The organism is Paenibacillus sp. JNUCC 34 (genome assembly GCF_058269055.1).
The window spans coordinates 4,520,343-4,534,338 of record NZ_CM177770.1 but is presented as its reverse complement, the minus strand read 5'-3'; the positions used below and the strand labels follow the sequence as shown (position 1 = coordinate 4,534,338).

Genomic DNA, 13,996 nt, shown 5'->3' with positions numbered 1-13,996 from the left:
AGGAACTCTTCAATTTTTATATAATTTTTGTTTACGTCTGTTTAATTATATTGTGTATCTATATATGAGCAATTACAAATATAGATTGTGGTGATAATTATGGTATGGGACACGATAGTCATTGGCGCAGGACAGGCGGGTTTGGCTGTAGGATATTGGTTAAGCCGCAGTCGTGTGGAGAATAATAATTTTTTGATACTGGACCGTAGTACGGTACCAGGTGAAGTATGGCAGGGACGATATGAATCGCTAAGATTGTTTACGCCAAGGTCTCACAGTGCACTTCCAGGGCTTCCATTAGAAGGGGAGTTGGACGGATTTCCGGACAAGAACGAGATGTCTTTATATTTGCAAAAATATGCAGTGCATTTTGGGCTTCCTATTCAATTCGGAGCAGACGTCACTTCTGTACGTAAAGAGCAGGGCACTTTTATAATAGACAGCAGCCAGGGTCAGTACCGGGCCAAGAATCTGATCATCGCGACAGGTCCGTTTCAACAGCCGAACGTTCCGGCGTATTCGCAGGAGGTGCCAAATGATATTATCCAGATGCATTCTTCCTCTTATAGACACCCGTCACAGCTTCAGGAAGGGGATGTACTCGTCGTTGGGGGAGGCAACAGCGGTGCTCAAATTGCGGTAGAGCTTTCAGAGGGACGGAAAACCTACCTGGCGCTTGGTCAGCAGCCGAGATATTTGCCGCTTAAGATCGGAACCAAGAGCATTTTTTGGTGGATGGACACTCTAGGTATATTGAAGGCAGCATCTTCGTCCTGGATCGGAAGGCGGCTACGGAGACAAGGTGATCCGATTTTCGGATATGAATTGAAAGAAGCGGTCAGGTGCGGTAAAGTGATCTTAAAAAAGAGAACCGTGGATGTGAGTGACTTCGGGGTCCTTTTTCAGGATGGCTCGGAGCTGGCGGTTCGTAACATTATTTGGGCTACGGGGTTTAAATCCCGCTACAGTTGGCTTCATATCGAAGGAGCTCTGGACAGTGATGGACAGGTTCTCCACTCCCGTGGAGTCAGTCCGGTAGATCATCTATATTTTGTCGGGTTACCGTGGCAAACCCACAGAGGTTCGGCTCTGCTTGCAGGGGTCGGATGGGATGCCCGCATAATCGTGGACGCTATGAATGAAAAGAGGGAAAGACATGGAAAAAGAGATGCACGAACTTTTGCAGGAGGAACAAGCACTTGAAGCCTCCCGCCTGCTTAAAGCGATATCCGATCCTACTCGGATCCGGATTCTTCATTTATTATCTCAGGAGGAGTGTCCGGTCGGTCATATTGCCGAGGTGCTTGGAATGAGCCAGTCTGCGGTATCACATCAACTGAGCCATTTGCGCAGCTTACGACTGGTTAAATATCGGCGTGATGGAAACACGTATTATTATACGTATCAGGATGAGCATGTCATTGGTATATTGCGCCAGGTGTTGGAGCATATCTCGTGCTAAGAGTACACTGTGATAACGGTACTATTGACATATCGACCTTTCGGATGTAACGTATTGAAAAATGAATTCCGTGAACAACCTTGATCAAGGACATAAGTCCGCAGATACGGCGTAACAGAGAGGAGGCCCTTGGCTGAAAGGCTTTCATGTACGACTGCGCTCTTCCTCCCTTGTAGTTGCTGCGCTGCTATGCTGCGGAGCCGGTACGGCCCGTTACCGCCGTCAAGAGGATCTTTCCCCTGAACAAAGGGTGGAAGATTGAAACAGGGTGGTACCACGAGCACATTCGTCCCTTATGACGGATGTGCTTTTTTGTGTTTTCACGAAAGAAGAGGAGGAATGAAAGACATGCGGCAAAGTCAATTATTTATGTCTACCTTACGCGAAGTGCCGGCTGAAGCAGAGGCGCTCAGTCATCAGCAGCTGCTCCGGGGAGGATATATCCGCCAGACAGCTTCCGGAATCTATACCTATCTGCCACTTGGTTGGCGTGTTCTGCGTAAAATCGAAGGCACTATCCGTCAGGAGATGGATGCATCCGGCGCGCAGGAGCTCCATATGCCAGCAGTTCAACCTGCTGAGCTGTGGAAGGAGTCCGGCAGATATGAAGTTTACGGGCCTGAACTTATCCGGCTTCATGACCGTCATGAAAGGGAATTTGTGCTTGGGCCTACACATGAAGAGGTTATTACATCACTGGTGCGCCAAGAGATCTCCTCGTACCGTAAACTGCCGGTCAATCTGTATCAGATTCAGACGAAGTTCCGAGATGAAAGACGTCCCCGTTTCGGACTGCTGCGTGGTCGGGAGTTCTTGATGAAGGACGCTTATTCCTTTGACCGTGACTGGGAGGGGTTGGACGTTTCATATCGGAATATGTACAACGCATATGAGCGGATCTTTAGGCGGTTCGGTCTGAACTTCCGGGCAGTGGAAGCTGACGCGGGGTCAATTGGTGGACAAGGCGAGACTCATGAATTTATGGCCTTGGCTGAAATTGGGGAAGACACCATCGTATCTTGCAGCTCATGTCAGTATGCGGCCAACCTGGAGCAGGCGCAGATGGCAACGGTTATGCAGGGAAAGAGCAAGAGCACATCAGCAGGCGAAGGTACTATTGAGCTACCAGCGATGGAAACCGTACGAACTCCCGATGTGAAGAGTATTCAAGATTTGGTACAGTTTTTGCAAGTGAGCCCTGAACAGCTGATCAAAACGCTTCTGTACAAGGCCGATGGCAAGGTGGTTGCGGTACTTGTACGCGGAGACCGTGAAGTAAACGAGGTTAAAGTGAAGTCTTATACTTCTTCAGAGACAGTTGAACTGTCGGACGCTGAGGAGGTGCAGCTCGTAACGGGTGCTCCTGTCGGTTTTGCTGGACCTGTAGGACTGCCGCAGCAGCTGCAGCTGCTGGTGGATACCGAGGTTGCTTCCATGCTGGAAGGGATCACCGGAGCGAACGAGGCTGATACACATCTATTGCATGTTCGTCCTGGAGCTGACTTTTCACTGGACCATACCGGAGATTTCCGGAATGCAGCTGAAGGTGACAGCTGTCACCGCTGCGGAGAGCCGTTGTTATTTCACCGGGGAATCGAGCTCGGACATGTATTCAAGCTAGGAACCAAATACAGCGACTCCTTGGGCGCGTCATATGTCGATGCCGATGGTCGGGAGAAGCCGGTCATTATGGGTTGTTACGGCATTGGCGTATCCCGTGTCATGGCTGCTATCGCTGAGCAGAGTACTACAGGTGAACGTCTCGTATGGCCGATGTCCGTGGCTCCCTTCCAGGCTCATGTTATTCCGGTAGCTGTAAAGGATGAAGTTCAGATGGCATTGGCGGAAGAAATTTACCGTGAACTGACAAGCGCAGGCATTGAAACGCTTCTGGATGACCGGGATGATCGGGCCGGGGTGAAATTTAAGGACGCCGATCTGGTAGGGGCTCCATCCCGCATTATCGTTGGCCGTGGAGCTGCATCGGGCGAGGTGGAGTTTGTCGGTTTGGACGGCGAGAAAGTGAATCTACCTGTAGTGGAGGCAGTCCGGCGTATCCGAGAAGCTGCATTTCAATAATAGATGTAAGTCAATTCAAAAAACCACCGTTACAGGTGGCAATTGATCAAGATTTTTTTCAAAGATAAGAGTGCTTAATAGTACTCTTATCTTTATTTTTCTGCATAAAACGATATTTGTCATAGGTAAACCTTAAGTGTGATATCACACAAATTTCTAAATTGACTAAACCAGCTGTCGTGACAACGGTATCGTTTTTGTTAACTGAGCGGGTACGATTAAGATATTATCTTGCATATAGCCTAAGATATTCGGGGTAAGCACGAAGATGTATTTCTTTTGCGCGTTTCTGTGTCATTTCTTTCACTTCTGGTATATTCTCTGCTTCAACATAATCTGCAAGCACATCAATCACGTCATCAAGTAGTTTGGCTCTGAAATAAAACTCAATCCGTTCTAATATTTCATTGCCAGCTAAACCAATAACTTGATCTTTCCAAAATGGCCAATCTTTTGTGTTATACAGCGGCCAAAGCAGCACGGAGTAATCCATTGCAGCATCTCCACTTACAGCTAAGTCATCCCAGTCGATAATCCAAAAATCACGGTTTTCATTTACTAAGACATTCTGCCAATTAATATCGTTATGTACTACATCAGTCGCTTTCTTCTGAAAAGAAGGATTCTTACTTACAATTTGTCTTAATGCATATACTTCAGAATCGAACCAGTCCAATGAGTCTTCTGTCACAAAGTTAAGCAAATGTTTTTCAGATCTAATGATTTGCAAGTCTTCTTCGAATCGAGTTATGTACTCCTCAATAAATGCCTCGGAATAAGAATGGTCTTCACCTTTACCTTTAGTTTCACTTGCGATCATCGTTTTGATCTCATTATCCGTATGTAATTGGTTTAGTGCTTTCAGGACCTTTTCAATCACTGGTATTGGATTGGAGATGGAACTTAGCGGGTTTCCTTTAATAAAATCAAACACCAAACCGTAAGAATAGCCAGGTATAATTTCTTGTGTTACCTCTTCAATTAGCTGGGGAGCATTGTAATTGTTTGTCAGATGCTCACTTATCCTGGCCCATTGTTTAAGATGAGGGGTCTTTCGTTCTTGTACGAGTTTTACATGCCGAATCGTTTCGCCGTCAGATAAGCGATAGGACTGGTTGACAAACCCTCCTGGATTCCAAATATACTTAGCTTCGATTTTCGAGCCACTTAACCCTAATGAATATGAGTTTGCTTCAGCCCACTCTTTTACCTGTTTTTCAGTGAGTTGCAGATCCATTTCGCTATCACCTTCCTTTGCTCTTTGTTAATGAATTTCTACACCAAATCACTCAAACCTTTTCTTATAATCAAAAAAAGCGGGCAACAACGCTGGTTACGTTATTACCCGCTTCTATATTCATTCTATGCAGCTCTGATCGTTGAAACGATGATCAGGACGGAGCGATGCAAGGTTTAAAATGTCCTCGCTTTGGTTAAAATCGCTCAGCGAGGTTTTTTGCTTCTTCCGCCCCATTGAAGTAAATATCTTCCGCTTTATTTGGATCAACGGAAAGCTCCTCGATAAGCAAGTGCTGGAAGTTCTGGATGCCCATGAAGTTCATGATAGTTTTCAGGTATTTTTGCGTGAATTCCATTTCAGCCCCCGGTCCATCGGAATAATGTCCGCCGCGTGCTTCCACAAGTAGAACGGGTTTATCCGGAACGAGTCCGATTGGACCTGTCTCGGTATACTTGAATGTTTTTCCTGCGACACAGATCGTATCAATATAAGCCTTCATCATAGGCGGGAAGCTGAGATTCCAGAAAGGCGTTGAGAAGACGACCTTATCCGCTGCGAGAAACTGATCGGTCAGCTCGTTCATGCGTTTAACCTTGTCCTGCTCCTGTGGAGTCAATTCGCTTTGGACTTCGAATTTACCCCAGGCGCTGAATACGTCCACATCAAGGAACGGGATGTCTGAACGGTAAAGATCAAGCGTTATGATCTCATCCTCAGGATGATTACTTTGATATGCATCCAGAAAGGTTTGGGCAAGACGGGTGGAGTAAGAGGCCTCGTCTGCTTTCGGATTGACTTTAACGTACAATAATTGTGCCATGATTAGGCAGCTCCTTTCCATACCAAATACTTAAAATTTGTAGAATGTGATCGTAGTATAGCAAATCGTGGAGAGTGAACCTGTGATTAACCTCATAAGGTGTAGAAGAACGCCGTAGCCTTGCGAAATAACGTAAAGTCGGTACAATGATCTGTAATAAGCGATTTCAAATGTATACATATATTAGGGGAAAATAGAGAAAGACAGGGGGAGCGGAACCGATGACGGAGTGGTATGAAGAAAGCTTTGGAGAAGACTACATGTTGGTATATAAGCACCGGGACGCTCAAGGAGCTGCTCATGAGGTGCAGAAAATGGCTTCGTGGCTGCGCCTGCCGGCTGGAGCGAAAGTACTGGATTTATGCTGCGGAATGGGCCGCCATTCCCTCGCCCTATCGGAAGCGGGCTATCACGTGACGGGCATTGATCTTTCTGATGTGCTGCTTCGGGAAGCCAGGCAGTTGGATCAGGACAAGGCGGTTACTTGGATTGCTTCTGATATGCGTCACCTGCCGGTGGATGATCATGAGTTCGACGCTGTACTCAACCTGTTCACCTCATTTGGTTATTTTACTAGGGATGAGGAGCATATCAAGGTGCTGCAGCAGATTTGCCGTGTCCTGAAGCCGGATGGACGCTTTATTATCGATTTTCTGAATCCGGCCTATGTAGAGCAGAATCTTGTGCCGGAATCTTCCCGGGAATCTGAGGGGCAGCAGATTGATGAGAGACGACAAATAGAGAACGGCTACGTCAAAAAGGAGATTAAGATCACGGATCTAAATGGCGGAGAACCGCGTCATTATAACGAACGTGTAAAGCTTTATACCTATGATGCATTCATGTCGATGGTAGAAGAGGCAGGCTTGTGCATCGACCAGGTTTATGGAAGCTATGATGAGGAAAAATATGATCCCGAAACGTCTCCACGGATGATATTCTTCGGCCGGCGTCCTGTGGAGCAGCGCTGATGGGGCATGAAATGAGCGATCGAAGCCCGGCAATTTCACATTTCGATGATGATGGGCTTATACAACTCAAGATCACTATGGCGTCACCACTACGTTGGGTTAACAGTTACCTATTGCGGGGTGAGGAGGGGATTACGCTAATCGATCCTGGTCCCCGAACGAAAATCTCTGAGCAGGAATGGAATGATGCTCTGGCATCGCTCCAGATCAGGCTGGAGGATATTTCATCCATCGTACTCACCCACCATCATCCGGATCATTACGGACTCGCAGGCTGGTTCCAGGAGCGCACCGGCGCTAAGGTATGGATGTCGGAGCGTGCCCACCAAGAGGCTGAACTGATGTGGGGAGCAGGCTCCCGTGCATCCAGCATGAATGAAAGGATGCCTGCGTTCTTTGCTCTTCATGGCATGCCGGAAACATGGCTCAGGCAAATGCCTGAGCACCTAAACAGCTTTATCACGCAAGTATCTCCACAACCTCAAGTATCTTATATAAGCGAAGAAATGCCGATACCTATGGGGAATCGTGTATGGCTTCCGTTTCAGACCGCTGGCCATGCACCGGGTCATCTGTCCTTCTATCACCCAGACAGCGGCATCATAATCTGCGGCGATGCCGTGCTGCCGCAGATCTCGCCCAACGTCAGCCTCGTGCCCGGCAGCGACGCCGAGCCGCTGCAGCTGTTCCTAGAGGGGCTGCGCCGCCTCCGGGAACTGCATGTCCGGGCTGCGTATCCCGGACACCGCCACCCGTTCACGCATTACCGTGAACGGATTGATGCGCTCCTCCTCCACCACGAGGAGCGCCTGACGGCCATCGCCGGCATGCTGTCCGCTGCCGACAGCCTTACCGCCTTCGAGGTCTGCACAGCCCTCTTCGGCGATAAGCTCGGCATCCACCAGATGCGCTTCGCCATGTGCGAAGCGCTGGCTCATCTCGCCGAGCTTGCCCGCCAGGGCCGAGCGGAGCAAAGGGCGACGGAAGCAGGAGTTTATCGATTTGCAGTAGCAGACAGATAGCTTCCGGAGCCTTTCCCACCTTATTATTCACAAATCCTTCTTTTCATCTATGAATGAAAACACTTCTTCTCTCATATTCCTGTTTAAGCACAGGCTCATCCGCGAAGCGGCTGGGCCTGCTGAACAGGCACACCCACCTATACATCTTGCGAACTTCTATTTTCATAATGATGCAACTTACCCAACCTCTTCCTTCTCGGATTCCCAAGCAAGTATCCCGTTTAAGATCCTTAATATGAATAAAGGAGAATCAGCCATGAAGAGAAAAGAAGTAGTGGCCATGCTGCTTGCGGGCGGACAGGGTAAACGTCTAAAAGGGTTGACGAAGACGCTGGCGAAGCCTGCGGTTTATTTTGGAGGTACATACCGGATTATTGATTTTCCCTTGAGCAACTGCTCTAATTCAGGCATCGATACGGTTGGTGTGCTGACACAGTATGAACCGCTTGTGCTGCATTCGTATATAGGCGTCGGGAGTGACTGGGACATGGATCGGCGTAGCGGAGGTGTGTACGTGCTGCCTCCTTATGAGAGAGAGGACGGAACCAGCTGGTACCGGGGAACGGCTGATGCGATTTACCGGAACCTGAAATTTATTGAACAATATGATCCGGAGCACGTGCTGATCCTGTCTGGCGATCATATTTACAAGATGGATTATGAGCATATGCTGAACTACCACAAGGAGAAAAATGCAGACTGTACCATTTCGGTCATCGACGTGACCTTGGAGGAAGCTACACGTTTCGGGATTCTGAATACAGATGATGATCTGTGCATTTATGAGTTTGAGGAAAAACCGACTAAACCGAGGAGTACCTTGGCGTCCATGGGAGTGTACCTGTTTAAATGGGATATGCTGAAAAAATATTTATTGCAAAATGTCGACAACCCAGATACAAGCCACGACTTTGGCAAAGATATCATTCCGCTTATGCTGGCTGAGGGTAAGACGCTTTATGCTTATCCATTTCAAGGTTATTGGAAGGACGTGGGTACCATAGCCAGTCTGTGGGAGGCCAATATGGATCTGCTGTCGGATCATTCGGAGCTGAATCTGAATGATCCCGCTTGGCGGATTTATACACGTAACCCCAATCAGCCTGCCGAGTACATCGCTCCTGGGGCGAAAGTGCGGAACTGTATGATCAATGAGGGATGCTCCGTTTACGGAGAAGTGAATCATTCTGTTCTTTTTTATGGTGTTGAAGTAGGGGAGGGCAGTGTGGTGACGGATTCTGTGATCATGCCGCAGGTAAGAATCGGCCGCAATGTACGTATCCACCGCGCAATTATCACTGAGAATATGGTGATTGAAGACGGTACAGTGATTGGCGAAGCTTGGGAAGACAACAGCGAAATATTATTGATCACGAATGACAATGAAACCGCACCGAAGATTAAGTTAGCAACTCCAACCCCTACTATTTAATAAAAAAGGACGGTGTGTTTCATGAAGCAACTCATGGGAGTCATTAATTTGGATCATGAACTTGATCAATTAAATGAGCTGACGTATTTTCGGTGCGGCGCAGCTGTGCCTTTTGGCGGACGGTATCGGTTAATCGACTTTGTCATGTCCAATATGATGCATGCCAGTGTGCTGGATATCGCGCTGTTTGTCCGGCGCAAATACCGGTCGCTAATGGACCATCTTGGCGAGGGGCGTCCGTGGGATCTAGACCGCAAGAGGGGCGGACTGTTCATCCTACCTCCCGATTGGAATGATCCTTCGGATGTGTCCACAGGTGAACTTCAGCATATTCATAACAATCAGGACTTTTTCGAGCGCGGCTCGGCCAAATATGTGGTGTATTCCGGGAGCCAGCATTTAAGCAATGTTGATTTCTGTGATGCCCATGAATATCATCTGGAGCAGGGGGCGGATGTCACTCTTATTTACACTAAGGTTGATCAGCTTCTGCCGGAGCACCAGTCCTGCACCCGTGTAGATGTGGATGAAAGCGGACGGGTGACTGACATCCATCGTGAAGGAGATCACTCCAACGTCTATATGGAAATGTTCATTATGGAGAAGGAACTGTTTCTAAAACTCGTTAAACAGTGCATCGCCCATGGGGAAAGCCATTTTTTCAGAGATGCCATTCAGAAAAACCGGAATAAACTAAATATTGCCGGATACGAGTACAAAGGATATCATGCAGTCATCAACTCGCTCGAGAGTTATTACCGCAATAGCTTGGATCTGCTTAAACCAGAGAAATACAATTCATTGTTCCGTGAGCAGCCGGTCCACACGAAGATCAAATATGAGGTGCCGGCCAAATATCTCAAGACATCGGATGTTAGCAATTCTCTGGTGGCGAACGGCTGTCAGATCGGTGGGGCTGTCGAGAACAGCATATTGTTCCGCGGTGTACAGGTGAAAGAAGGGGCCCGAATTCATAACTCCATCATTATGCAAAAATGCGTCATTGAAGAGAATGTGGTACTTGAGAACGTAATTCTGGACAAAGACGTGATCATTTCTCGGGGCCGCAAGCTTCAAGGCGATGTGAGAAAACCTTTTGTTGTTGCTAAAGACACTGCGATCTAAACTTAATCGTCAGGAGGAAGCTTCTTTTGTTTAACAACAAGGAATTATTCAAAACTGCGTTCAAAGAACAGCTGGTTAGTCGTTTGGGGAAAAATATGGAAGAGGCTTCGGCAGGCGATATATACAAAATTCTCGGTGCGCTCATTCGTGAATCTATCGGCCGTGAGTGGGCAGAGACCAATCAGGCTTATAAAGCACAGGAGGAGAAGCAGGTATATTACTTCTCAATGGAGTTTCTGATTGGTCGGCTTCTGGGCAACAATCTGCTAAACCTCGGATTGCTTGAGACGGCCCGGGACGGACTGCTCGATCTAGGCTGGAGTCTGGAGGAAATTGGGGAACAGGAGCCGGATGCTGGTCTTGGGAACGGAGGATTAGGGCGCCTGGCTGCATGTTTCCTCGATTCTCTTGCTTCCCTGCAGTACGCAGGTCACGGCTGTGGAATCCGGTATAAGTACGGCTTGTTCGAGCAAAAAATTATCGACGGTCATCAGGTTGAGCTTCCGGATAATTGGCTCCAGAAGAGTAATGTTTGGGAAGAACGCCGTGCTGATAAAAGAGTCGAGGTTCGTTTTTGGGGCCAGGTCGAGGTACGGGAGGACAAAGGCCGAACCGTTTTTGATACGGTCAACTACGAGAAGGTCTGGGCTGTTCCACATGATGTGCCAGTCATCGGCTACGGAGACCCTCATGTGAACACCCTTCGGCTATGGAGTGCCGAATCGTCAATGGACCCTTCTAAAATGCAGATCGAGGGCCATAATAGCTATTATAGGTTTTTGGACTATTATCGTTCGGTGGAATCGATCTCCGAATTTTTGTACCCGGATGACTCGGGCTACGAAGGCAAGCTGCTCCGCTTGAAGCAGCAGTATTTTCTGTGCTCTGCCGGACTCCAAAGTGTACTTCGGACGTTCGATAAATTAGAACTTCCATATGGTGAACTGCCTGATAAGGTTGCTGTTCACATCAACGATACGCATCCTACACTGGTCATTCCGGAGCTGATGCGTATTCTGATCGATCAGAAGGGTTACGGATGGGATGAAGCTTGGGATATTACCACCCGGACGGTTTCTTACACGAATCATACGCTGCTTAGCGAAGCACTGGAGAAGTGGCCTGCCAATATGGTACGTGAACTTCTGCCGCGTGTGTATATGATCATCGAAGAGATTAACAAGCGTTTCTGCGGCATGCTGCTTGAACGTTGTCCGGACTGTCAGGATCTGGTATCCCAAGTTGCAATCATCGAGAGTGATCAAGTGAAGATGGCTCATCTGGCCATTGTCGGCAGCCACAGTGTAAACGGAGTAGCTGGACTGCATACGGAGCTGCTGAAGCGAAATGTTATGAAGCCGTTTTACGATATGTTTCCAGAACGCTTTAACAACAAGACGAACGGAATTACTCATCGTCGCTGGCTGATGCATGCCAATTCGGAGCTTAGTCATTTGATTAGCGAAAGCATCGGCACGGGCTGGATCAAGCGCCCGCACCAGCTGCTTAAGCTGGAGTCATTCAAAGACGATTCGGCATTCCAGGAACAAATCATGAGGATCAAGCGTAGCAACAAGCTGCGGCTTGCTGCGTATATCGTTCAGAAGCAGGGTATAACGATTGATCCGGATTCCATTTTCGATGTTCAGGTGAAGCGGCTTCACGGATACAAAAGACAGTTGATGAACATTTTGCACGTCATGCACTTATACAATGAAATCAAGGATGATCCGTCAGCAGACCGTGTACCGAGGACTTTTATATTCGGTGCTAAGGCGGCACCGGGTTACTATTTGGCGAAGAGCATTATCAAGCTTATTAATGTAGTCGCAGATGTTGTGAACAAAGATCCGCAAATAAACGGCAAGCTGAAGGTGTTATTTCTGGAGAACTATTCGGTGTCGTTAGCGGAGAAGATCATCCCTGCGGCCAATGTGAGCGAGCAAATTTCCACGGCCGGTAAGGAGGCCTCAGGTACCGGTAACATGAAGTTCATGTTGAACGGTGCACTTACGATAGGCACACTAGACGGAGCTAACGTGGAAATGTATGAGATGCTCGGAGATGATAATATGTTCCTGTTCGGTTTACGGTCGGAAGAGGTGCTGGATTACTATAGATATGGCGGTTATCTGGCCAGAGACGTGTACGGACAGAATCCTCGGATTAAACGTGTTATGGACCAATTGGTGTTTTCTAGCCCGTTCTGCTGTCACGAGCGGGAGTTCGGGCTCATATATCAGTCCATTTTGGATCATAACGACGAATTTTTTGTACTTCGTGATTTTGATAGTTATGCCGCAACGCAAGCGATCATTGATCAGGCTTATCTGGACCCGCAGGCCTGGGCAATCAAATCCATTGTGAACATCGCCCATGCAGGACATTTCTCCAGCGACTGCACCATCAATCGGTACGCATCGGATATTTGGGATATCCGACCGGTGCGACCTTCGATCGAGGTGTAACGCTAACAGGTCTATTGTCCTCGGATGTCTGTTGTAAGACGCTACGAATACGAATCGTTCCTCCAATCGCTCTTACCCCCTAATTTCTCCCGACGATGATCTGGAGCATCCCTTCACGAGCTTGCTCGAATGCTTACCAATGGTGGTTACATCAAGCTGGAGCAATACTTTGTCGACGGCACCAAATGAAGTAGTAGGAAAAGGTACGCTATCTGTTTGAAACGATTGAACAAGAGAAAGTAGGCTAACCAAGGTTGATCCTCGGGTAGCCTGCTTTTTTATCTACTCTTAGAACATCTATACTTGCATTTACGGACACCCCAATTATCGCAAAAAAGATCAAAAATGTAGGATTTTCCTTTGCTATACTGAATTCATCGACGGATCCGGAGGTAAGGTTGCATGCTTTATAACGAATATAAGGATATAGTTGACCGATCACTCAGCTATATTGAACAGCATCTATTAGAGGACATCCGATTGGAACATGTGGCGAATCAAGCGGCTGTATCCATGTTTCATTTTCACCGCATTTTTCAGTCCATTGTCGGCATGAGCGTAACAGACTACATCAGGCAGCGCCGGCTGACCCATGCGGGAGGAGAATTGGCTCGTACCGACAAGAGAGTACTGGATATTGCGATAGAGTACAAATTCGGCACACAGGAGGCATTTACTCGGGCGTTTAAGAAGTTGTTCGGCATGCCGCCAAAGCAGTACAGGAATTATTATTCGTCTTTTATTACACCAAAGGAGGAGAAGGAAATGACAATAACGTTACCGCAAGGCTGGATTAAAGGAGGAAGCCGTCCCGAGGAATACGAGATGGGGGTAAATTCGGAGGTTGTGCATCACGGACAAACCTCAGGACGGATTCACGCGGGTGAGAATGCGAATCCGGAAGGGTTCGGGACCATGATGCAGATGTTTAAAGCCAATAATTATCTGAGCAAGCGGCTCCGGTTCTCTGCGTTTGTAAAAACGGACTGTGTAACGGTAAGTGCAGGGCTGTGGATGCGAGTGGACGGACCTGAAAATGAGATGCTGCAGTTTGATAATATGCAGGACCGGCCAATTGAAGGAACGCATGACTGGGGGCTGCATACCGTTGTCCTCGATGTTCCTGAAGACAGCACAGCAATTGCTTTTGGCGTGCTGCTGATCGGTCCGGGAACGGTATGGATTGACCGGATTCGTCTTGAAGAAGTGGATCAAAAGGTGCCTTCTAGCAATATGCACGGAAACGAGCCCGTAGTGGAATATTATCTGCCGGACAGTCCTGTGAATTTGGAGCTAAACTCGTAGAAACAACACTATAGAACGGAAGAGGATAATATATGCTAATGGAAGCGATGAAGATGATCGGTGAACAACGAA

At 47.8% G+C, this 13,996-nt stretch carries 11 protein-coding genes; 9 read left to right on the top strand and 2 right to left on the bottom strand.

Translation table 11 applies throughout. The annotated features are described in order from the left end of the window. The first annotated feature begins 99 nt into the window (after nucleotides 1-99). The 3 genes from AC2TF5_RS21265 to AC2TF5_RS21255 all read left to right on the top strand — a co-directional run bounded on the left by AC2TF5_RS21265 (nucleotide 100) and on the right by AC2TF5_RS21255 (nucleotide 3,541). Nucleotides 100-1,203, top strand: coding sequence for a flavin-containing monooxygenase (locus tag AC2TF5_RS21265; protein WP_491299115.1), 1,104 nt, complete (start codon nucleotides 100-102; stop codon nucleotides 1,201-1,203). Then, the gene (locus AC2TF5_RS21260) at nucleotides 1,157-1,462 is read left to right on the top strand and encodes an ArsR/SmtB family transcription factor (protein WP_241932568.1); all 306 of its coding nucleotides are present in this window, start codon (nucleotides 1,157-1,159) and stop codon (nucleotides 1,460-1,462) included. Before AC2TF5_RS21265 ends, AC2TF5_RS21260 begins: the two co-directional genes overlap by 47 nt. A gap of 348 nt (nucleotides 1,463-1,810) precedes the next feature. After that, the gene (locus tag AC2TF5_RS21255) at nucleotides 1,811-3,541 is read left to right on the top strand and encodes a proline--tRNA ligase (RefSeq protein ID WP_491299114.1); all 1,731 of its coding nucleotides are present in this window, start codon (nucleotides 1,811-1,813) and stop codon (nucleotides 3,539-3,541) included. Between the two features lie 226 nt (nucleotides 3,542-3,767). Here the strand turns inward: AC2TF5_RS21255 and AC2TF5_RS21250 are convergent, their stop codons facing one another. Further along, entirely contained in the window at nucleotides 3,768-4,778 is a 1,011-nt protein-coding gene (locus AC2TF5_RS21250) for a phosphotransferase (RefSeq protein ID WP_491299113.1), read from the bottom strand. A 196-nt stretch (nucleotides 4,779-4,974) separates the two neighbouring features. Next, nucleotides 4,975-5,601 (bottom strand): FMN-dependent NADH-azoreductase, encoded by a 627-nt coding sequence (locus tag AC2TF5_RS21245; RefSeq protein WP_491299112.1) that lies wholly within the window; start codon nucleotides 5,599-5,601, stop codon nucleotides 4,975-4,977. Between the two features lie 221 nt (nucleotides 5,602-5,822). Here AC2TF5_RS21245 and AC2TF5_RS21240 point away from each other — a divergent pair, with 221 nt between their 5' ends. From AC2TF5_RS21240 to AC2TF5_RS21215, 6 genes are all read left to right on the top strand, one after another. Next, complete coding sequence (locus AC2TF5_RS21240; RefSeq protein WP_491299111.1) at nucleotides 5,823-6,572, top strand: class I SAM-dependent methyltransferase; 750 nt, start codon at nucleotides 5,823-5,825, stop codon at nucleotides 6,570-6,572. Next, on the top strand, nucleotides 6,572-7,594 hold the full coding sequence (locus AC2TF5_RS21235; RefSeq protein ID WP_491299110.1) for an MBL fold metallo-hydrolase: 1,023 nt from the start codon (nucleotides 6,572-6,574) through the stop codon (nucleotides 7,592-7,594). The genes AC2TF5_RS21240 and AC2TF5_RS21235 overlap by 1 nt, the downstream gene beginning before the upstream one ends. A 256-nt stretch (nucleotides 7,595-7,850) precedes the next feature. After that, on the top strand, nucleotides 7,851-9,026 hold the full coding sequence (locus AC2TF5_RS21230; RefSeq protein WP_491299109.1) for a glucose-1-phosphate adenylyltransferase: 1,176 nt from the start codon (nucleotides 7,851-7,853) through the stop codon (nucleotides 9,024-9,026). Nucleotides 9,027-9,047: 21 nt separating this feature from the next. After that, nucleotides 9,048-10,151, top strand: a complete 1,104-nt coding sequence (gene glgD / locus AC2TF5_RS21225; protein WP_491299108.1) for a glucose-1-phosphate adenylyltransferase subunit GlgD — start codon at nucleotides 9,048-9,050, stop codon at nucleotides 10,149-10,151. A 26-nt stretch (nucleotides 10,152-10,177) separates the two neighbouring features. Then, entirely contained in the window at nucleotides 10,178-12,619 is a 2,442-nt protein-coding gene (locus AC2TF5_RS21220) for a glycogen/starch/alpha-glucan phosphorylase (RefSeq protein WP_491299107.1), read from the top strand. Nucleotides 12,620-13,021: 402 nt separating this feature from the next. After that, the gene (locus tag AC2TF5_RS21215) at nucleotides 13,022-13,924 is read left to right on the top strand and encodes a helix-turn-helix transcriptional regulator (protein ID WP_491299106.1); all 903 of its coding nucleotides are present in this window, start codon (nucleotides 13,022-13,024) and stop codon (nucleotides 13,922-13,924) included. The last annotated feature ends 72 nt before the right edge of the window (nucleotides 13,925-13,996 follow it).

Bases quoted from the DNA above. Each gene is read 5' to 3' on its own strand.
- AC2TF5_RS21265 (WP_491299115.1), top strand. From the start codon at position 100: ATGGTATGGGACACGATAGTCATTGGCGCAGGACAGGCGGGTTTGGCT.
- AC2TF5_RS21260 (WP_241932568.1), top strand. From the start codon at position 1,157: ATGGAAAAAGAGATGCACGAACTTTTGCAGGAGGAACAAGCACTTGAA.
- AC2TF5_RS21255 (WP_491299114.1), top strand. From the start codon at position 1,811: ATGCGGCAAAGTCAATTATTTATGTCTACCTTACGCGAAGTGCCGGCT.
- AC2TF5_RS21250 (WP_491299113.1), bottom strand. From the start codon at position 4,778: ATGGATCTGCAACTCACTGAAAAACAGGTAAAAGAGTGGGCTGAAGCA.
- AC2TF5_RS21245 (WP_491299112.1), bottom strand. From the start codon at position 5,601: ATGGCACAATTATTGTACGTTAAAGTCAATCCGAAAGCAGACGAGGCC.
- AC2TF5_RS21240 (WP_491299111.1), top strand. From the start codon at position 5,823: ATGACGGAGTGGTATGAAGAAAGCTTTGGAGAAGACTACATGTTGGTA.
- AC2TF5_RS21235 (WP_491299110.1), top strand. From the start codon at position 6,572: ATGGGGCATGAAATGAGCGATCGAAGCCCGGCAATTTCACATTTCGAT.
- AC2TF5_RS21230 (WP_491299109.1), top strand. From the start codon at position 7,851: ATGAAGAGAAAAGAAGTAGTGGCCATGCTGCTTGCGGGCGGACAGGGT.
- glgD (WP_491299108.1), top strand. From the start codon at position 9,048: ATGAAGCAACTCATGGGAGTCATTAATTTGGATCATGAACTTGATCAA.
- AC2TF5_RS21215 (WP_491299106.1), top strand. From the start codon at position 13,022: ATGCTTTATAACGAATATAAGGATATAGTTGACCGATCACTCAGCTAT.